Here is a 19,018-nt window from a genome sequence, read left to right as displayed (position 1 = left end):
AAGCGTAAAGCTTCGTCGGGCGGTTTTGCGGCGCGTTCCAGAACGGCTAACATCTCACCCCGGACCAAAAGCCAAAACAGGGAGTTCACATGGCGCTCAAGGTGCGAGAGGTGAAAGGGACGAACCGCGCGTGCGCGGCGCTGGCGATGCTCGGGGTGATGTCGCTTGCCGCATCGTCCGCGCACGCCGCGATGAATTTCTGCGCCGCGCCCGCGATGCAGACGAGCGAGCGCACCAACGCCGATCCCGGTGTGAAGGCCCTCGTGAAAATGGTGCAGTCGCGCGTGAACGATCAGCCGAAGCCGCGCGCGAAGCTGCATACGGAAGGCACGCTGCCGCACGAAGGCATCTACGACGAAAGCGTCGAAGCGGAGAAAGACCTCGGCCTGATGCGCGACGCCGCGCTCGCGTGGCGCGCGACCGGCGACGAACGTTACCTGCGTCTCGTCGACCGCTTCCTGTTCGCGTGGACGACCACGTATCAGCCGAGCTTCAATCCGATCGACGAAACGAATTTCGAATCGCTGATTCTCGCGTACGACCTCACGGCGAGCGCGCTGCCGGTCAAGACGCGCAACGCGGCGAACGCGTTCATCACGAAGATGGTGAGCGGTTATATCGACGATATGGACAAGCAGCCGCGCCCGCTGACCGGCAGCTATCGCAACAACTGGCAGAGCCATCGCGTGAAGCTGGTGGCGATGGGCGCGTTCACCATCGACGACCGCAAGCTCATCAACGCGGCGCAGCGTCTTTTTATCGAACATATCGGCGACAACATCGCGCCGGACGGATCCACGGTCGATTTCGCCGAACGCGATGCGCTGCGCTACGTCACCTACGATCTTCAGCCGCTCGTGACGGCGGCGCTCGCCGCGCGCAGGCACAACCGCAACTGGCTGCCGGAGCGCGCGCAATCGGGTGCGACGCTGGCCGTGGCGCTCAACTGGCTCACGCCGTACGCGCTCGGCACGAAGACGCACGACGAATTCGTGAAGTCGTCCGTGCCTTTCGACGCCAAGCGGCGCGAAGCAGGATTGCCGGGTTACTCGGGTCAGTGGGATCCGAGGAACGCGGCGGAACTCTTTCATCTCGCGGCGCGTCTCGACGGCCGCTACGCGCCGGTGGCGCTGCGGCTCGCGCCCGCGCCCCCCGCGTGGCTCGCGGTGTGTCTGCCGCTGCCGGCGCGTTAATTCTTTCAGTCAGGTGATGTCATGGCAGTCAGCGTATTCGACCTCTTCAAGATCGGCATCGGACCTTCGAGCTCGCACACCGTCGGACCGATGCGCGCCGCGTTGATGTTCGCGCAGGGGCTCGAGCGCGACGAACTGCTGGAATCGACGGCATCGGTGAAATGCGAGCTGTACGGCTCCCTCGGCGCGACGGGCAAGGGCCACGGCACCGATCGCGGCGTGATGCTCGGCCTGATGGGCGACGCGCCCGATACCGTCGATGCTTCGAGCATCGTGCCGCGTCTGGAGCAAGTGCGGACGTCGAAAACGCTCGCGCTGCTCGGCGCGCGCAAGATTCCCTTCACGATCAAGGAGAACATCGCGTTCTACCGGCAGGCGCTGCCGGAGCATCCGAACGGCATGAAGCTCTACGCGTTCGATGCGAACGGCGCGTTGCTGCGCGAGGCGACGTATCTGTCTGTTGGCGGCGGATTCGTCGTGACGGCGGGCGCGGCGAACACGGCGGTGCTGACGGCGCACGAGCAGTTGCCGTATCCGTTCCAGACCGGCGACGAGCTGATGAAGATGTGCGCGGACTCGGGCAAATCGATCGCGCAACTGATGTGGGAAAACGAGCGCGTGTGGCGTTCGGAAGACGAGATTCGCAGCGGGCTGCTGCGCATCTGGGACGTGATGCAGGATTGCGTCGCGCGCGGCTGCGGCATCGGCAATCCGGAAGCGGAAGGGCATCTGCCGGGGCCGTTTCAGGTGAAGCGGCGCGCGCCGCAGCTTTATCGCGCGCTGGCTGAAAAGCCCGAGCAGGCGTTGCGCGATCCGTTGTCGATGATCGACTGGATCAATCTCTACGCGATTGCCGTGAACGAGGAGAACGCGATCGGCGGACGCGTCGTGACGGCGCCGACCAACGGCGCGGCGGGCATCATTCCGGCGGTGTTGCATTACTACGATCGCTTCGTGCCGGGATCGAATACGCAAGGCGTGATCGATTTTTTGCTGACGGCTGCGGCCATCGGCATTCTGTACAAGATGAATGCGTCGATTTCCGGCGCGGAAGTCGGATGTCAGGGCGAAGTCGGCGTCGCGTGTTCGATGGCGGCGGGCGCGCTGGCCGCGGTGCTCGGCGGCACGCCGGCGCAAGTCGAGAATGCGGCGGAAATCGGCATGGAGCATAACCTCGGGCTGACGTGCGATCCGGTCGGCGGAATGGTGCAGATTCCGTGCATCGAGCGTAACGCGATGGGTTCGGTCAAGGCGGTCAACGCGGCGCGCATGGCGATGCGCGGGGACGGATCGCACTACGTTTCGCTCGATTCGGTAATCAAGACCATGAGGGAGACGGGCGCGGATATGAAGACCAAATATAAAGAGACTTCGCGCGGCGGATTGGCGGTGAATATCGTGGAGTGTTGAGCGCTAGGGGTTGCCTGCGGACAAGCCGCTTTATCGATGACTAAAACATTCGTTGTACGAGATAAATTTGCGGTGCGGACGCGGTTAGCATCAGCGGAACCCAAGACAGATTTTGCCGATTGCAGACCGAGAGAGCAGCATTGGAATCCGATCAATTGCTTGCCCACAAGCAGGCGTTCAAGACGCTGACTGCGTCGCCCAAGTTCAGGCAGATGAACAAGAGCAAGTGGCCGAAGCCATTCAGCAGAATGGCGCGTCCGCGTGTCCAGGCCACCGATCTGATTCCCGTTTCGGATGCGCACTGCGTGCTGTTCATGTGGCGCGATGGCGAAGAGCTAATGGATCGATCGTTCTACGGACACCTGCTCTGGACTTTGCCTCAAGGCGATTTGTATCCGCTGCTGGAGTTTCACTATCATCCGAGCCATAAAGGCGTGCATTGCAAGATGCCCTGCGAAACGACCATCGATTATCGGAATCGCTTGCTGCCGGGCGCGCCGGAGCTTAACCTCAAGTCATCTCGAATTTTCGATCCGCGCGTCACAGATGATCGCTCGGCGCTCATCGTCCTATTTTGCCGAGCGACAGGCATCACGATCTCTAACGAGCAAAACGGTCAAGGCGATTTATTGTGTTAGCCGAATTCCTGAAGCGAACGGTATGCGCGCTCTTCGAAGTTCACGAAGATCCGCGTGACGTGTTTCGCATCGTCACTCCGCTCGAGTATCCGGGCACCGGAGATCGCGTGGTGGTTCGAGTGCGCGTTCGCGATGGCGCGTTTTCGATCGACGAGAACGGTGAGGCTTGCCTTTGCGCCAGCATGATCGGCGGGGACGTCGAGTCCGGCGCCGTCGAGCAGTGGTCGCAGAGCCTTTTGCAGTACAGTCCGGCGCGTCTTTGCAACGACGAAGTCATTCGCGCCACGACAATGGACGAGCGGCTGGTGGTCCCCTACGTGTTTCGCGTGGCCGAGGCGGCGCAGCAGCTTTACGGTGTGGCGACGTCGCGCGTCGAACGCCGATCGGGAAGTGATTTCAAGGGACGCTTGTCACGCACGATTGCCGACATAGCCCAAGAATTCGACTTGAAGCACTATGCCGAGGTCGAACTGCCCATCTCAGGGAAATTCATCGCGGACCACGTGATCGAGACGCCGACGCCGTCGATCGTCATTGCAGCCATGAGCGACACGCGACTCCTGGAAGGGGAATTGATTCACATGCAGTATCGCGAGGCAAAGAAGTCAGGGCACATACTGGCGATCGCCGAGAGTCAGTTAGCCGTCGGCAAGGCACAGTTCGAACGCGCCAACTACTACACCTGGAAGACCGTCGTCTTCGATGCGCGAAACCTTCGAAGTCTGATCGGTTCGGTCCTTCATTGAAGCGGAACATCACGCCCCAATCAAATTCACCACCTTCACATTCCTCGTATCCGGCACTTCGGCATACGAGATCACCTTCAACTGCGGCAAGCTCCGGCGCAGGAACCGCGCCAGCATCGCGCGCAGCGAATGCTGCACGAGCAGCACCGGCGGCAAGCCCAGGTTCTGCTGACGCATGATCGCGTTTTGCGTCGAGTTCATCAGCGTCTGCGCGAGTCCCGGTTCCAGTCCCGGATTCGGACCCGTCGACAATGCCTGCGACAGCACGCGCTCCAGCGTCGGATCGAGGCCCATCACCTGCAGATCGTCGTTGCCCGGATACCACTGCTGCGTGATCGCGCGGCCCAGCGCGAGACGTACCGCCGCCGTGAGATCGTGTGCATCCGAAACACGCGGCGCGTGTTCCTGCAACGCGTCGAGAATCGTACGCATGTCGCGGATCGGCACGCTTTCGTCCAGCAGGTTCTGCAACACCTTCTGCAGCGTCGTAAGCGAAATGACCTTCGGCACGAGATCTTCCGTCAGCGAAGGCGTGTCCTTGCCGATGCGCTCCAGCAGCGCCTGCACTTCCTGACGGCCGAGCAATTCGGCAGCATGCGTCACGACGAGGTGATTCAAATGCGTCGCGACGACCGTGCTCGCATCGACGACCGTGTAGCCGTAGACCTGAGCCTGTTCGCGCAGATTCGTATCGATCCACACCGCCGGCAGACCGAACGCCGGATCCTGCGTCTGCGCGCCCGGCAGCGCGGCCGAGACCTGTCCCGGATTGATCGCGAGCCACTGACCCGGAAACGCCTCGCCGACGCCCACTTCCACGCCCTTCAGCGCAATGCGATAACCGTTCGGCCGCAGTTCGAGATTGTCGCGAATGTGGATGACCGGCGGCAAAAAGCCGATTTCCTGCGCGAATTTCTTACGGATGCCCTTGATCCGCTTGAGCAATTCGCCGTCGCTGTTGCGATCGACGAGCGGAATCAGGCGATAACCCACCTCGAGCCCGAGCGGATCGATGAGCGACACGTCCTCCCAACTGGCCTCGGCATTTTCGGCGGAAGCCGCAGCCGCGCTCGCCTGGAGCGGCGTGACATCGGTGACGGCGCTTTTCTTCTTCGCTTCGGCGCGCTTGTTCATCGTGCGCGCGGCGTAGATGAGGCCGCCGCCGAGCAGCATGAACGCGAAGTGCGGCATGCCCGGAATCAGGCCCATCACGCCGATGATCACGCCTGTAATCATCAAGACGCGCGGGTTCTGGAACAACTGGCCGGTCAGCTGCGTGCCGATGTCTTCCTCGGTCGCGACGCGCGACACGATTACGCCCGCCGCCGTCGAGATGATGAGCGACGGAATCTGCGCGACGAGGCCGTCGCCGATCGTGAGCAGCGTGTAGTTGGTCGCCGCGTGCCCGAAGTCCATGTCGTGCTGGAGCATGCCGACGATCAGCCCGCCCACCACGTTGATGACCATGATGAGCAAGCCCGCGATCGCGTCGCCGCGCACGAACTTCGACGCACCGTCCATCGAACCGTAGAACTCGGCTTCCTGCGCGACCGCCTGACGGCGCTTCTTCGCCGTTTCCTCGTTGATGAGACCGGCGTTCAGATCGGCGTCGATGGCCATCTGCTTGCCGGGCATCGCATCGAGCGTGAAGCGCGCGCCGACTTCGGCGATACGTCCCGCGCCCTTCGTGATCACCATGAAGTTGATGATCATCAGAATCACGAACACGACGATACCGACCGCGAAATTCCCGCCGACGAGAAAGTGCCCGAACGATTCGATCACCTGACCGGCCGCGTCCGGGCCGGTGTGACCCTCGAGCAGCACGATACGCGTCGACGCGACGTTCAGCGACAGGCGCAGCAGCGTCGAGAACAGCAGCACGCTCGGGAACGCCGCGAAGTCGAGCGGCTTTTGCGTGTACATGCTGACGAGCAGCACCATCACCGACAGCGCGATGTTGAAGGTGAACAACAGATCCAGCAGGAACGCCGGCAAGGGCAGAATCATCATGCCCAAGATCATGCAGATCAGGATCGGGCCGGCTAAGGCGCGAAGGTTCTGCGTGCCCAGCGCGTCGGGCCGTTTGGCGAAAAATCCAGCGCGCGCGTTCATGCTGCGGCTCCATTGTCAGTGTTGTCGCCAGCCAGGGCTTCGGCAGCTTCCTGATCGGCGTCGGCGTCGGAAACGCCGCCTTTGTCCAGTTCCTTCGGCACCTCGAGATCGGACGGTTCGTCCGGCTTGATGCCGCCATCTTCCTTGTAGCGCTTGAGCTGGTAGACCCACGCCAGCACCTGCGCGACCGCGCCGTACAACGCGCCCGGAATCTCGCGGTTGATCTCGACGTTGTGGTACAGCGCACGCGCGAGCGGCGGCGCTTCGAGCAGCGGCACGTTGTGCTCGCGGCCCAGTTCGCGGATACGCGCCGCGACCAGATTCACGCCCTTCGCGACCACCTTCGGCGCGCGCATCTCGCCGTCGGCGTACTTCAGCGCGACGGCGAAGTGCGTCGGGTTCGTGACGATGACATCGGCGGTCGGAATCGCCTGCATCATCCGGCGACGCGCGGCCGCGCGCTGCTGCTGGCGGATCTTGCCCTTGATGTGCGGATCGCCTTCGTTTTCCTTGTGCTCGCGCTTCACTTCTTCCTTGCTCATGCGCAGCTTCTTCGCGTGCGAGTAAAGCTGATACGGCACGTCGACGGCCGCGACGAGAAACAGTCCGCCGATCGCCATCGCGCAGCACACGAAGATCATGTGCATCGCGTCGGCGAGCGCGAGATCGAGCGGCTTCGTCAAAAGGCCGAGCACTTCGGCCTTGCGGCTCCACATCGCCCAGCCCGCCATGCCGCCGACCACCGCCGTCTTCAAGAGCGACATGCCGAGCTGCACCGGGCCTTGCATCGAGAAAATCTTGCCGAGACCGCTGATCGGATTCAGACGCCCGAAGTTCGGCGCGAGCGGTTTCGTCGTGATGAGCCAGCCGCCGAGAGCCATCGGCGCGACGAGCGCGGCGAATCCGGTCAGCAGCAGCACGGGCAAAACGGCGAAGAGACCTTCCCGGCCCGCGTTCGCCGCGCCGATCATCATCTGGTGCGTGTCGAGCACCGTCGCGTGATCGAACGTGAACGCGCCGCGAAGAATCGTCTGCAAATGCTGGTTGATCGGCCCCGACAACGCCCACACGCCGAAAAAACCCGCCGCCAGCAGCGCGAACGACGCGAGCTCGCGCGAACGCGCAACCTGACCGTCCTCCCGCGCCTTTTCCAGGCGCTTGGGAGTCGCTGATTCGGTTTTTTCGAGATCGCTTTCTTCTGCCACCGGGCCTTACTCCATCGCTTCCATCGGTTTCACATGCGAGCGGCAGGAAGCCGCTTTTTGATGAAAGCGATTATTGCGGAAGGCGTCGAGCAGCCATCGGCGGATAAAGCCGGGGAAAAGGGGGTTATTCGGCCGATGAAAGCGCGGGAAACAAAAGCGGCGCGCGCCTCGCGAGAAGCGCGCGCCGTTCGAGAGGCGAGAAACGGCAATGACAGGCGATCAGGCGCCGGGCACGCGGCCGTCCGGACCGTAGAAGCCGCCCTTCGACGGAGCGACCTGCAACGCGGCGAGCGCCTTGCGGTTGTATTCCATGCGGGTGCGGATCAGCACGCCGTTGTTGTTGTTGCCCTGTTTCGCGCGGCGGGCCGCGGCGGTGAGCAGCGCCCATTGCTCGGCGATCTTGCTGTCGCCCGCAGCGGCCGCTTCCATGCCGACGAAGCCGCCGGGAAAGCCGAGCGCGTTCAATTGTTCGTCGCGCGCCTTTTCGAGAGCGGAGATGCGTTCGGTGAGCGCGGTCTTGTTCTCGATGATCGTCGGCAGCGCCGGAAGCGGCTGCGCGGCGATCAGCGCTTTTTCCTCGACCTCGAGGAGGGATTCGAAGGCCAGAACAGCGGCGACTTCTTCGGTGACAGTGGCAAGCAGGGCGTCTCTCATTGCATCGCTCGAAAAGCGGTTTGAAAAGCCGCCCGGTGTCGCCAACGCTCGCCGTCACGCGCAAGGCGCGACGGAAGCGTTCAGCCGCCGGTCGGCGGGGTTCTCGTTTGCAGCAGGTCGCGAGCGGTGCTCAAAATGCCGTCGGCGATCTTGCTGGTGTCCATCTTCAGGCTGCCGTCGCGGATTGCGGCCTTGATCGACTCGACTTTCGCCGTGTCGATGTCCGAGCCGCTCGATGCGCGCAAGTCGCTCGAAACCGACGACAGACTCACCGTCGAATTCTTCGCCGGGCTCGCGCCCGCTTGCGATTGCTGCACGGTGCCCGCGGCACCTTTCGCGTCGTTTTGCGACGCGCGCGGCAGATTGTCTTGAAGGCCAGCCAGATTGGTGTTGCTATTCGATTCGATCTTCACGATGTCCATTCCCGAACGTGTTGAGTCCTTTAACGGCGACGGGTCTTGAAAACTTTACCCTGACGCCGGACTGCCAACTGCCGTTCGCTCTGCCTATCGCGCTCTGAGCCTTATGTGGCGGGCATCGAGCGCATTTGCAACAAAATGAAACAAGTGTGGGGGACCGAACACATCCCGTTTTACAGGGCCACTTCCACCGTCTGACTGTCCTTCACGATGCCGGTGATGATCTGGCCACCGGCGGTTTTGACGCGTACTTGCTGGCCGGGCGCCGCGTTGTTCATCACGGTGCCGTCGGCGGAAATCGAGAATCCGGAGCCGCCGGCGACGACGTGCACGGTCTGGCCGATCGACACCGACGTCGACGCGCGCAGCATGTCGGTGCGCAGCGGCAGGCCGGCCGGCACGCGCGACAGTGCGACTGCGCCGACGGCCTGAGCCGGATCGGTGACGATGGCCTGCGGCATCACGGTGAGATCGCCGTCGCGGGCGACGAGATCGGCGTTGTTCAGCACTTCGCCCGGCGCGATTGCGCGCGCGGCGGTGTAGTAAGTGGCGTTGATCGATACGCGCGCCTGCACGTAAAGCGTCCACGGACGCTCGCCGACGCAGCGCACGCCGACCGTCAGTCGACCCCAGAGGCGCGCGCCCGTCGGCATGAACGGATCGAGCGCCGAGCACGCCGCGAGACCGCGCGGAAAGACCGGCGTCACGGTGATGTCGACCTTGCCCGGCAAGCCGGCGGCCTGCTGCTGAAGAAAGTTGAGCGCGGTGAGGCGGATCGATTCGCCGTCTTGCATGGTGGCGGCTACCGCTGCGGCCGGCGTTGCTGCTGCCGCCGACGGATTGAAGCTCACGCGCTTCATCGGCGAAGCGGTGGCGGCGACGGGCGTCGCGGGGCTGGCCGCGACGGGTTTGACGCTCGCGCCGCGGACGACGCCATCGTCGCGCGTCACGACGACGGGCATCACCTCGCGCGAAGCGGATGAGGCCGGCGCTTTCTGAAGCGCAGGCGCCGCAACCGCAACCGCGCGCGCAGGCTTCGCTTCGCCCGGTCCGGGAATCACGATCATGCCGCTCGCGTCGTTCATCGCGTCGTTCATCGCGCTGTTCATCGAATCGTCGGCGGCGTCGGCGCGGGCGTCGAGTTCGAGCGCGGCGTTGCGCATCGCGGCGTCGGCGGCTTTGGTCGCGGCGCGATAGCCGCTCGGGCCCGGACGCGTCATTTCAGGCGCGGGCGCCGCGGCAACGGGCGTCGCGGCGCGTGCCGTCAGCTTTTGGGCCATGTCGGCTGCGGCGGCCGGATTGGTTTCGGCGTTGCCCGGAATGACGATCGGGCCGTCGGCCTGCTGCGCCTGTGCGAGCGCAGCCACGCCCATCCATAGAGACACGCCGGCCAGACCGCGCAGCGTGCGGCGCGCGAACGTCGCTGCGGCGCGAGCCGTAGGGTTCGATGCACGTTTCGCGGACCTGCTCATCGACTTTCTCCGTACCTGATTCGATCGGGCCGCAAACGATGCGGCGACTGCATTGATCCGTTTGCGGCGGGAAAAAGACCCGCAATCGGCAACGAGACGAATTCTAGATATCGGCCGGATAACGCAAGCGTCGAATAGAGGCCCCGTTTCCCGGTTATTCGTCGGATTAGTTATTGCGCGCCGCTCCTAAGATGCGTGTCATGCAAAAAGGCCCCGGCGCTGCCGACAGGAGAAACCGCAATGCTTGACAGACTCGACAAGGAATTCGCATTTGGCCGCGAGGCGCTCGACGTGCGCGCGTATCGGCAGGAATTGCTGTCGTCGAATATCGCCAATGCCGACACCCCCGGCTACAAGGCGCGCGACGTCGACTTTTCGAGCGCGCTCGCGGGCGCGCTCAAGCAGGGCGGCAGCGCATCGAACGGCTCGACGCTGAAGATGGCGCAACCCGTCCGCGTCAGCACGAGCGGCGGCATGGCGACGACGGCCAAGGGCCACATGAGCGGCACGTCGACGCTGTCCGCGTCGGGCGGCCCGAGCGACGACTACGGCAAGCTCGCCTATCGCGTGCCGAGCCAGCCGTCGCTCGACGGCAACACGGTCGATCTCGACTCGGAACGCGTGCAGTTCGCGGACAACGCGCTGCACTTCGAGGCGGGCATGACGGTGCTGTCGTCGCAAATCAAATCGATGTTGTCGGCGATTACGTCGAACAGTTGAGCGCAGTAGGAGAAACACATGCCTTCCTTGATGAACATCTTCAACGTCGCCGGCTCGGCGATGTCAGCCCAGGCGCAGCGCCTGAACGTCACCGCGTCCAACCTCGCGAACGCGGACAGCACGACCGGCCCCGACGGCAAGCCGTACAAGGCCAAGCAGGTCGTGTTCGCGGTCGATCCGCTCGGCGGCGCGAAGACCGCGTCGGGCCAGCAGGTCGGCGGCGTGCAGGTGACGGGCGTCGTCGACGATCCGAGCCCGATGAAGACCAGCTACGACCCGAGCAACCCGGCGGCGAACGCGGACGGCTATGTGACGCTGCCCAACGTCGATCCGGTGCAGGAGATGGTCAACATGATTTCCGCGTCGCGTTCCTATCAGGCGAACGTCGAGACGCTCAACACCGCCAAGCAACTGATGCTCAAGACCCTGACCATCGGAACCTGATAGAGACACTCAAGGAACACAACGTGACGACCAGCACAACCATCGGCAGCAACGGCACCACGGTGTCGCAGACGCTGCTCGACACCATGAACGGCGCATCGTCGAGCTCGTCGACGTCGTCGACCTCGGCGACCGGCGCGCAATCGGCGTCGGATCTGCAGAACACATTCCTGACGCTGCTCGTGACGCAGCTCAAGAACCAGGATCCGACGAATCCCGCCGACAGCTCGCAGATGACCTCGCAGCTCGCGCAGATCAACACGGTGACGGGCATCGGCCAGTTGAACACGTCGCTGTCCTCGCTCGCGACGCAGCTTTCCGCCGGCCAGCAGACGCAGGCGGCGCTGCTCATCGGCTCGAACGTGCTCGCCGCGGGCAACAACATGACGGTGTCGAGCGGCAAGTCGTCGAGCTTCGGCGTGCAACTGGCCAACGACGTGAGCGACCTGCAGATCGTCGTGAAGAACTCGTCGGGCCAGATCGTCAACACGCTCGACCTCGGCGCGCAAGGCGCGGGCGTCGTGCCGGTGACGGGCTGGACGCCGGTCGATTCGAAGGGCGCCACGCTCGCCGACGGCACGTACACGATCACCGCGCAAGGCACGATCAACGGCCAGCAGGCGACCGCGACGACGCTGTCGGCTTCGCAAGTGCAAAGCGTCGTGCAGATGTCCGGCGGTGCGCCGGGCCTCAAGCTGTCGAACGGCTCCACGGTCGCGCTGTCGGGCGTCGCGTCGATCCTCTAAATCCAATTTCAGGACGGGCGCGGGCTCGTTACGGAGAAACATCAAATGAGTTACCAACAAGCACTGAGCGGTCTGGGCGCTGCATCGAGCGATCTCGACGTCATCGGCAACAACATCGCCAACGCGAACACGGTCGGCTTCAAGCAGGGCTCCGCGCAATTCGCCGACATGTACGCGAATTCGATGGCCACGGCCGTGAACAACCAGATCGGCATCGGCACGAAGCTCGCCGAAGTGCAGCAGCAGTTCTCGCAAGGCACGATCACGACGACCAACCAGGCGCTCGATGTCGCGATCAACGGCAACGGTTTCTATCAGTTGTCGAACAACGGCTCGATCGTGTATTCGCGCAACGGCGTGTTCCATCTCGACAACCAGGGCCGCATCGTCAACTCGGCGGGCCTGCAACTGATGGGTTACGCCGCGAACTCGGACGGCGTCGTCAACAGCGCGAGCACCGTGCCGCTGACCGTGCCGACGTCGAACGTCGCGCCGACCGCGACCAAGAACATCACGGCCGCGTTCAACCTGAACTCGCAGGACACCGCGCCGACCGGCGCCTTCGATCCGACCGATTCGACGACCTTCAACCAGTCGACGTCCGTCGACGTGTACGACTCGCTCGGCGGCACGCAGAAAGTGTCCGTGTACTTCCAGAAGAGCGCGACGACGAATACGTGGCAAGCCTACGCGACCTACGGCGACCCGGTCAGCGCGCCGATTTCGCTCGGCACGATGGCGTTCAATTCGTCGGGCACGCTGACCTCGACGACCGATTCGAGCGGCGCGGCGACGGCGGCAACCGGCAAGTTCACGTTCTCGATTCCGAACGGGGGGGACGGCGGCGCGACGCAGCAAGCGCTGACGATCGACCTCAACGGCACCACGCAGTACGGCGCGAAAGACGGCGTGACCAACATCGCGCAGGACGGCAACAGCACGGGCGAGCTGACGGGCTTCACGGTCAGCACCGACGGCACGCTGACGGGCAACTACTCGAACGGCCAAACGAAAGCGCTCGGGCAGATCGCCATCGCCAACTTCAACAACCAGAACGGCCTGCAGGATCTCGGCGGCAACGTCTACGCGCAGACCTCGGCGTCGGGCGCACCGCAAGTCGGCGTGCCGGGCTCGACCAACCACGGCACGCTGCAGGGCGGCGCGGTGGAGAACTCCAACGTCGACCTGACGAGCGAGCTCGTTAATCTGATCACCGCGCAGCGCAACTATCAGGCGAACGCGCAGACGATCAAGACGCAGCAGACCGTCGATCAGACGCTGATCAATCTGTAACCGTCGTCTGCACGCGAATTTGACGCATTAGGAAGAAGGAAAGCGATTCATGGACCGTCTGATCTACACCGCGATGACCGGCGCGAGCCAGGCGCTCGAGCAGCAGGCCGTCGTGGCGAACAACCTCGCGAACACGTCGACCACGGGTTTCAAGGCGCAGCTCGCGGCGTTCCGCCAGGTGCCGATGTCGTTCGAAGACCAGTCCGCCGATGGCACGACGCGCACTTTCGTGCTTTCGTCGACGCCGAACGCGGACTACTCGGCAGGCCCGATCCAGCAGACGGGCAATCCGCTCGATGTCGCCGTTCAGGGACAGGGCTGGTTGTCCGTGCAGGCCGCCGACGGCAGCGAGGCTTACACGCGCGCCGGCAATCTGCATGTGGATCAGAACGGCCAGCTCGTCACGGCGAACAATCTGCCGGTGCTGGGCAACAGCGGTCCGCTGTCGATTCCGCCGGGCGCGGAAGTCACCATCGGCAAGGACGGCACGATCTCCGCGCTGATTCCCGGCGACCCGCCGACGGCGATCGCGGTCGTCGATCAGCTCAAGCTCGTGAATCCCGATCCGGCGACGCTCACGCGCGGCGATGACGGGCTCTTTCGCACCGCCGGCGGCGACCCCGCCGACGCGGATCCGAACGTGGTCGTGGCCGGCGGCGCGCTCGAAGGCAGCAACGTGAATCCGGTTGCCGCGATGGTCTCGATGATCACCAACGCGCGGCAATTCCAGATGCAGACGAAGCTGATGGAATCGGCGGACCAGAACGAACAGTCGGCCAACAAGCTGCTCAACTTCTCTTAAGCGGCAAACAGGCTGTAAACACGCGGCAAACGCCGGCTACACAGGATACGAAACAAGATGAATCGCTCTCTCTACATCGCCGCGACCGGCATGAATGCGCAGCAAGCGCAGATGGACACCATCTCGAACAACCTCGCCAACGTGAGCACGAACGGCTTCAAGGGCTCGCGCGCGGTGTTCGAGGATCTGCTGTATCAGACGACGCGCCAGCCGGGCGCGAATTCGACGCAGCAGACCGAACTCGCATCGGGCGTGCAGCTCGGCACCGGCGTGCAACAGGTCGCGACCGAGCGCCTCTACACGCAGGGCAACCTGCAGCAGACCGGCAATTCGAAGGACGTCGCGATCAACGGCCAGGGCTTCTTCCAGGTGACGATGCCCGACGGCTCGACCGCCTACACCCGCGACGGCTCGTTCCAGACGAACTCACAAGGCCAGCTCGTCACGTCGAGCGGGTATCAGCTGAATCCGGCGATCACGATTCCGCAGAACGCGACGGGGATCACCATCGGTTCGGACGGCACGGTGTCGGTGACGACCGCGAACACGTCGACCAGCACGACGGTCGGCCAGGTCACGCTCGCGACCTTCATCAACCCGGCCGGCCTCGATGCGCGCGGCGAAAACCTGTTCTCGGAAACGAGCAGCTCGGGCGCGCCGAACGTGTCGCAGCCGGGACTGAACGGCGCGGGCTCGCTGCAACAGGGTTATGTGGAAGCGTCGAACGTCAACGTGGTGCAGGAACTGGTCAACATGATCCAGACCCAGCGCGCGTACGAAATCAACAGCAAGGCCGTGACCACGTCCGACCAGATGTTGCAGACGCTTTCGCAAATGCAGGTTTAATCCCCTCTATTCGACGGATGGGAATCGCGGCGATGGCGTCACACTGATGCCTGAATCCGCTTCAGAAGAGTTATCACGATGTCGCTCACTCACATTCTTTCGCGCGCGTCGATCGGCGCGCTCATCGCATCGCTGGCCGCGTGCGGCCTCGTGCCGAAAGAGCCGATCATCCAGCAGCCGATGACCGCGCGTCCGCCGCAGCCGCCCGTCGGCACGCGTTCGCCCGGCGCGATCTACAACGCGGGCTACGCGGGCCGGCCGCTGTTCGAAGACCAGCGTCCGCGCAACGTGGGCGACATCCTGACCATCGTGATCTCGGAAAACGTCAACGCGACGAAGTCGTCGGCGGCGAACACCAACCGCGGCGGCAACGCGTCGTTCGCCGTGCCGACCACGCCGGGCCTCTTCGGCGGCCTCTTCAACAACACGAACCTTTCGGCCACCGGCGCGAACAAGTTCACCGCGACGGGCGGCGCGAGCGCGGCCAACACGTTCAGCGGCACGCTGACCGTGACCGTCACGGACGTTTTGCCCAACGGCAACCTGCAGGTGAGCGGCGAAAAGCAGATGCTCATCAACCAGGGCAACGAGTACGTGCGCTTCTCGGGCGTCGTCAACCCGACGACCATCTCGGGTAGCAACACCGTCTATTCCACGCAGGTCGCCGACGCGAAGATCGAATACTCGGCGAAGGGTTACATCGACGAAGCGCAGAACATGGGCTGGCTCCAGCGCTTCTTCCTCAACGTCGCGCCGTTCTGATCATGAATCCGCTTCTCCGTTTCGTTTCCTTCTCGCTCGCAGCCGCGCTCGTCGCCATCGGTTCGGCGCATCAGGCGCACGCCGAGCGTCTCAAGGATCTCGTGCAGTTTCAGGGCGTGCGTGACAATCCGCTGATCGGCTACGGTCTCGTCGTCGGTCTCGACGGCACCGGCGACCAGACGATGCAGACGCCGTTCACGACGCAATCGCTCACCAACATGCTCGGCAACCTCGGCATCACGGTGAACCCGTCGACGTCGTCGAACATGCAATTGAAGAACGTGGCCGCCGTGATGGTGACGGCCACGCTGCCGCCGTTCGCGCGTCCCGGCGAGGCGATCGACGTGACGGTTTCGTCGCTCGGCAACGCGAAGAGCCTGCGCGGCGGCACGCTCCTGATGGCGCCGCTGAAAGGCGCCGACGGCCAGGTGTACGCGATGGCGCAGGGCAATCTCGTCGTCGGCGGCGCGGGCGCGAGCGCGAACGGCAGCAAGGTGCAGGTGAACCAGCTCGCGGTCGGCCGCATCTCGGCGGGCGCGATCGTCGAACGCGCGGTGCCGTCGGCGTTGCAGCAGCAGGGCGGCGTCATGCAGATGGAACTGCGCGAAATGGATTTCGACACGACGCAGCGCATCGTCGCGGCCGTGAACAATCAGTTCGGCATGGGCACCGCGCTCGCGCTCGACGGCCGCACGATCCAGTTGCGCGCGCCGCAGGAGCCGAGCGAGCAGGTGTCGTTCATGGCGCAGCTGCAGAACATCGACGTGCGTCCGGCGCAGGCCGCCGCGAAGGTGATCCTGAACGCGCGCACGGGTTCCATCGTGATGAATCAGATGGTCACGCTGCAGAACTGCGCGGTCGCGCACGGGAATCTGTCGGTCGTCATCAACACGAAGACGGCGGTGAGCCAGCCGAACGCGTTCTCGAACGGCCAGACGGTTGCGGCGAAGGAATCGTCGATTCAGTTGAAGCAGGACAGCGGCGCGCTCAAGATGCTGTCGGCGGGCGCGAATCTCGCGGATGTCGTGAAGGCGCTCAATGCGCTCGGCGCGACGCCGGCCGATCTCATCTCGATCCTTCAGTCGATGAAGGCCGCGGGCGCGCTGCGCGCAGACCTCGAAATCATCTAAAACGAATAAGAACCTATGAACTCGAACACGAACGGCATCGCCGGCACCGCGCTGGCATCGACCGATACGAGCAGCGGATTCTCGAATCTCTCGAACCGTTTCGCGCTCGACACGCAGGGCTTCGACGCATTGCGCGCGCAGGCCGGCGCGAACCCGCAGCAGGGCCTGAAGGAAGCGGCCAAGCAGTTCGACGCCGTCTTCACGCAGATGATGTTGAAGAGCATGCGCGACGCGACGCCTTCGGACAGCCCGTTCGAATCGAACGATTCGAAGACCTTCACGTCGATGCTCGATCAGCAATTGTCGCAGCAGATGTCGTCGAAGGGCATCGGCGTCGCGGACATGATGCTCAAGCAGCTCATGCGCAACTCGGGCGCGCAGACCGGCGCGGACGGCAAGGGCGGCGCCATGAACACGATGAGCACGATGAACGCGATGCAGACGCTCGGCGGCATGTCGGGCGGCGGCGGCGATCTCGACGCGAACGCGGGCAATCTCGCCGCGATGAACGCGATGGCGAAGGCTTACGCGGCGGCGCAGGGCAACAGGAACAACGCGTCGCTCGCCGGCAAGGGCTACACGGCGGCGGATTCGGTGGAAGCGCCGGCGCGCGGCAACGGGTCTGACAAGGTGAACGCGTTCGTCGACCGGCTCGCCGTGCCGGCGCAGGCCGCGAGCGCGGCGACGGGCATTCCGGCGCGCTTCATCATCGGTCAGGCGGCGCTCGAATCGGGCTGGGGCAAGCGCGAGATCAAGCATCCGAACGGCGCGACGAGCCACAACATCTTCGGCGTCAAGGCGACGAAAGACTGGAACGGCAAGACTGTCAGCTCGGTGACGACGGAATACATCAACGGCCGTCCGCAGAAGGTCGTCGAGAAATTCCGCGCTTACGATTCGTACGAGGACGCGCTTACCGATTACGCGAGCGTCATCAAGAACAATCCGCGTTATGCGCCGGTGATTCAGGCTTCGCGCGACGTCGCGGGCTTCGCGCACGGCATGCAGAAGGCGGGCTACGCGACCGATCCGCAGTACGCGAAGAAGCTCATCTCGATCATGCGTCAGATCGTCTGACGCCCGTTCGACCGCGTAGTTCGATATTGAAGCGCGGGCCACGCCGCGCATTCAGCCGATGTATGCGGCCGCTTTATTGCTTCGGGGAAGCAAACGTTTTACGTCCGTAGGGACGGCGCACCACATACATTTTTCGGCGGGCGACCCTAAACTTTTGAAGAGGTATGCCGCTAACCTGAATAATCGAAGTGCCGGACCTATTCGGTTCGGATCGTCGCGCGATGTTCGGGGGTCGGGCAGCGCGCGAGCACAATGAACACGGCTAGCACCATGAACACCAATCAAAAGCATGACGTTGCCGACGAGGATATCGCGCCGATCGTGGATTTCGGCAGGCGTAATCCGCTGGAAATCGGCGTGGCGCTGCGCAATCTCGCCAATCGCGGGGACTTTCTGACGGCGCAATACGGCGACGGTCAGATCGTCACGCGCGTGCTCGACGTCGATGTGACCGCGCATCGCTTCACGTTCGACTGGGGCGGTCTCGACGAGCAGAATCGCGGCGTGCTTGCGTCGCAGAAGCTGATTTTCAGTGCGGCGCCGGATGGCGTGCGCGTCGAGTTCACGACGCCGGGTGCGCGCGAAACGATGTTCGACGGGCGTCCGGCGTTCGAAGTCGATTTTCCGACGGTGCTGTACTACATGCAGCGGCGCGAGTATTTCCGTGTCGATACGCCGGTTCTCGATCCTTACATCTGCACGGGTTCGTTGCCGGATGGCGAGCGATTCCGCTTCGAGGTGCATGATCTGTCGCTGGGCGGCGTGGCGCTGCGCACGACGGATGATCGCATCGCGGATCTGGAGATGGGCATCGTGTTTCAGGATGCCGAGCTGCATTTCAGCGCGAATGGACGTGTGACGGTGGATATGATGCTGGTTTCGCATCGGGAATCGACGACGGCGAAAGGGGATCGGCGATATACCATCGGGTTCAAGTTTGTTTCGATGCCGGGGTCGGCGGAGAATACTCTTCAGCGGCTGATCACTCAGCTTGAGATGAAGCGGCGGTCTTTGGCGAAGTAGGGGTTTTGCTTTTGCTTTCGTTTTCGCCGGATCCCGTTTTCGTGTCGGTCTATTAGCACTGCCCCTGTGCGGGGCGGCAGTCACTTTCTTTGCTGCTGCAAAGAAAGTAACCAAAGAAAGCAGCTTCCGATACGCCCGCGGTCACACGCAATTTGGGTAGTCCTCTCGTCCATCGTGGGCTGCCTAAAGAGTGCCCTCATAGGCCCCATCGGGCTTGGCTCGCGCACGGTCCGCCATCACTCGCCACACAACAAACCGGTTCAGCACGAAATGGCTCCGGCCCGCTTCGCGGCCGACCGGCCAATCGGGGAAGCATGCGCTTC

General features: G+C 63.6%; 19 protein-coding genes. 14 read left to right on the top strand and 5 right to left on the bottom strand.

Annotated elements, in window-relative coordinates; all coding sequences use genetic code 11:
* Nucleotides 1-89 precede the first annotated feature (89 nt).
* The 4 genes from NCS67_RS12710 to NCS67_RS12695 all read left to right on the top strand — a co-directional run bounded on the left by NCS67_RS12710 (nucleotide 90) and on the right by NCS67_RS12695 (nucleotide 3,987).
* A complete protein-coding gene (locus NCS67_RS12710) occupies nucleotides 90-1,193 on the top strand; it encodes an alginate lyase family protein (protein WP_008352523.1) in 1,104 nt (367 codons plus the stop codon).
* A gap of 21 nt (nucleotides 1,194-1,214) precedes the next feature.
* Nucleotides 1,215-2,603 carry an L-serine ammonia-lyase gene (locus NCS67_RS12705; protein ID WP_008352525.1) on the top strand — a complete coding sequence of 463 codons (1,389 nt, stop codon included), beginning with the start codon at nucleotides 1,215-1,217 and terminating at the stop codon, nucleotides 2,601-2,603.
* A 140-nt stretch (nucleotides 2,604-2,743) separates the two neighbouring features.
* On the top strand, nucleotides 2,744-3,241 hold the full coding sequence (locus NCS67_RS12700; RefSeq protein ID WP_175979650.1) for a hypothetical protein: 498 nt from the start codon (nucleotides 2,744-2,746) through the stop codon (nucleotides 3,239-3,241).
* Complete coding sequence (locus tag NCS67_RS12695; RefSeq protein WP_008352529.1) at nucleotides 3,235-3,987, top strand: hypothetical protein; 753 nt, start codon at nucleotides 3,235-3,237, stop codon at nucleotides 3,985-3,987. Before NCS67_RS12700 ends, NCS67_RS12695 begins: the two co-directional genes overlap by 7 nt.
* Nucleotides 3,988-3,996: 9 nt before the next feature.
* On the opposite strand, the gene flhA is transcribed toward NCS67_RS12695, so the two are convergent.
* From flhA to flgA, 5 genes are all read right to left on the bottom strand, one after another.
* Nucleotides 3,997-6,102 (bottom strand): flagellar biosynthesis protein FlhA, encoded by a 2,106-nt coding sequence (flhA, locus tag NCS67_RS12690; RefSeq protein WP_008352531.1) that lies wholly within the window; start codon nucleotides 6,100-6,102, stop codon nucleotides 3,997-3,999.
* Nucleotides 6,099-7,307, bottom strand: a complete 1,209-nt coding sequence (flhB, locus tag NCS67_RS12685) for a flagellar biosynthesis protein FlhB (protein WP_008352533.1) — start codon at nucleotides 7,305-7,307, stop codon at nucleotides 6,099-6,101. Before flhB ends, flhA begins: the two co-directional genes overlap by 4 nt.
* A gap of 219 nt (nucleotides 7,308-7,526) precedes the next feature.
* Nucleotides 7,527-7,961, bottom strand: coding sequence for a flagella synthesis protein FlgN (locus NCS67_RS12680; RefSeq protein WP_008352534.1), 435 nt, complete (start codon nucleotides 7,959-7,961; stop codon nucleotides 7,527-7,529).
* Between the two features lie 80 nt (nucleotides 7,962-8,041).
* Nucleotides 8,042-8,383, bottom strand: a complete 342-nt coding sequence (flgM, locus tag NCS67_RS12675) for a flagellar biosynthesis anti-sigma factor FlgM (protein WP_008352536.1) — start codon at nucleotides 8,381-8,383, stop codon at nucleotides 8,042-8,044.
* A gap of 170 nt (nucleotides 8,384-8,553) precedes the next feature.
* A complete protein-coding gene (flgA, locus tag NCS67_RS12670; protein ID WP_250435337.1) occupies nucleotides 8,554-9,852 on the bottom strand; it encodes a flagellar basal body P-ring formation chaperone FlgA in 1,299 nt (432 codons plus the stop codon).
* A gap of 240 nt (nucleotides 9,853-10,092) precedes the next feature.
* Here flgA and flgB point away from each other — a divergent pair, with 240 nt between their 5' ends.
* The 10 genes from flgB to NCS67_RS12620 all read left to right on the top strand — a co-directional run bounded on the left by flgB (nucleotide 10,093) and on the right by NCS67_RS12620 (nucleotide 18,695).
* Complete coding sequence (gene flgB / locus NCS67_RS12665; protein WP_008352539.1) at nucleotides 10,093-10,572, top strand: flagellar basal body rod protein FlgB; 480 nt, start codon at nucleotides 10,093-10,095, stop codon at nucleotides 10,570-10,572.
* Nucleotides 10,573-10,590: 18 nt separating this feature from the next.
* A complete protein-coding gene (gene flgC / locus NCS67_RS12660) occupies nucleotides 10,591-11,016 on the top strand; it encodes a flagellar basal body rod protein FlgC (protein WP_008352540.1) in 426 nt (141 codons plus the stop codon).
* Nucleotides 11,017-11,039: 23 nt separating this feature from the next.
* Nucleotides 11,040-11,762: a flagellar hook assembly protein FlgD gene (locus tag NCS67_RS12655; RefSeq protein WP_008352541.1), complete on the top strand. Its 723-nt coding sequence runs from the start codon at nucleotides 11,040-11,042 to the stop codon at nucleotides 11,760-11,762.
* 45 nt (nucleotides 11,763-11,807) lie between these two features.
* Nucleotides 11,808-13,055, top strand: a complete 1,248-nt coding sequence (flgE, locus tag NCS67_RS12650) for a flagellar hook protein FlgE (protein WP_008352542.1) — start codon at nucleotides 11,808-11,810, stop codon at nucleotides 13,053-13,055.
* Between the two features lie 49 nt (nucleotides 13,056-13,104).
* Complete coding sequence (flgF, locus tag NCS67_RS12645) at nucleotides 13,105-13,857, top strand: flagellar basal-body rod protein FlgF (protein WP_008352543.1); 753 nt, start codon at nucleotides 13,105-13,107, stop codon at nucleotides 13,855-13,857.
* 57 nt (nucleotides 13,858-13,914) lie between these two features.
* On the top strand, nucleotides 13,915-14,703 hold the full coding sequence (gene flgG / locus NCS67_RS12640) for a flagellar basal-body rod protein FlgG (RefSeq protein WP_008352544.1): 789 nt from the start codon (nucleotides 13,915-13,917) through the stop codon (nucleotides 14,701-14,703).
* Nucleotides 14,704-14,781: 78 nt separating this feature from the next.
* Entirely contained in the window at nucleotides 14,782-15,465 is a 684-nt protein-coding gene (locus NCS67_RS12635; RefSeq protein ID WP_008352545.1) for a flagellar basal body L-ring protein FlgH, read from the top strand.
* Nucleotides 15,466-15,467: 2 nt separating this feature from the next.
* A complete protein-coding gene (locus tag NCS67_RS12630) occupies nucleotides 15,468-16,595 on the top strand; it encodes a flagellar basal body P-ring protein FlgI (RefSeq protein ID WP_250435335.1) in 1,128 nt (375 codons plus the stop codon).
* Nucleotides 16,596-16,610: 15 nt separating this feature from the next.
* Nucleotides 16,611-17,672: a flagellar assembly peptidoglycan hydrolase FlgJ gene (gene flgJ / locus NCS67_RS12625; protein WP_051996850.1), complete on the top strand. Its 1,062-nt coding sequence runs from the start codon at nucleotides 16,611-16,613 to the stop codon at nucleotides 17,670-17,672.
* Nucleotides 17,673-17,942: 270 nt separating this feature from the next.
* Complete coding sequence (locus tag NCS67_RS12620) at nucleotides 17,943-18,695, top strand: flagellar brake protein (RefSeq protein WP_008352549.1); 753 nt, start codon at nucleotides 17,943-17,945, stop codon at nucleotides 18,693-18,695.
* The last annotated feature ends 323 nt before the right edge of the window (nucleotides 18,696-19,018 follow it).

The organism is Caballeronia sp. ATUFL_F2_KS9A (assembly GCF_023630765.1).
Classification (GTDB): Bacteria; Pseudomonadota; Gammaproteobacteria; order Burkholderiales; family Burkholderiaceae; genus Caballeronia; species Caballeronia zhejiangensis.
The sequence above is the reverse complement of the archived record's forward strand: the minus strand, read 5'-3'. Positions and strand labels throughout refer to the sequence as shown.

Coding starts and splice junctions, on each gene's coding strand:
- NCS67_RS12705 (WP_008352525.1), top strand. CDS start 1,215: ATGGCAGTCAGCGTATTCGACCTCTTCAAGATCGGCATCGGACCTTCG.
- NCS67_RS12635 (WP_008352545.1), top strand. CDS start 14,782: ATGTCGCTCACTCACATTCTTTCGCGCGCGTCGATCGGCGCGCTCATC.
- flgC (WP_008352540.1), top strand. CDS start 10,591: ATGCCTTCCTTGATGAACATCTTCAACGTCGCCGGCTCGGCGATGTCA.
- NCS67_RS12620 (WP_008352549.1), top strand. CDS start 17,943: ATGAACACCAATCAAAAGCATGACGTTGCCGACGAGGATATCGCGCCG.
- NCS67_RS12630 (WP_250435335.1), top strand. CDS start 15,468: ATGAATCCGCTTCTCCGTTTCGTTTCCTTCTCGCTCGCAGCCGCGCTC.
- flhA (WP_008352531.1), bottom strand. CDS start 6,102: ATGAACGCGCGCGCTGGATTTTTCGCCAAACGGCCCGACGCGCTGGGC.
- flgF (WP_008352543.1), top strand. CDS start 13,105: ATGGACCGTCTGATCTACACCGCGATGACCGGCGCGAGCCAGGCGCTC.
- flgJ (WP_051996850.1), top strand. CDS start 16,611: ATGAACTCGAACACGAACGGCATCGCCGGCACCGCGCTGGCATCGACC.
- NCS67_RS12710 (WP_008352523.1), top strand. CDS start 90: ATGGCGCTCAAGGTGCGAGAGGTGAAAGGGACGAACCGCGCGTGCGCG.
- flgB (WP_008352539.1), top strand. CDS start 10,093: ATGCTTGACAGACTCGACAAGGAATTCGCATTTGGCCGCGAGGCGCTC.
- flgM (WP_008352536.1), bottom strand. CDS start 8,383: ATGGACATCGTGAAGATCGAATCGAATAGCAACACCAATCTGGCTGGC.
- flgA (WP_250435337.1), bottom strand. CDS start 9,852: ATGAGCAGGTCCGCGAAACGTGCATCGAACCCTACGGCTCGCGCCGCA.
- flgG (WP_008352544.1), top strand. CDS start 13,915: ATGAATCGCTCTCTCTACATCGCCGCGACCGGCATGAATGCGCAGCAA.
- NCS67_RS12680 (WP_008352534.1), bottom strand. CDS start 7,961: ATGAGAGACGCCCTGCTTGCCACTGTCACCGAAGAAGTCGCCGCTGTT.
- flgE (WP_008352542.1), top strand. CDS start 11,808: ATGAGTTACCAACAAGCACTGAGCGGTCTGGGCGCTGCATCGAGCGAT.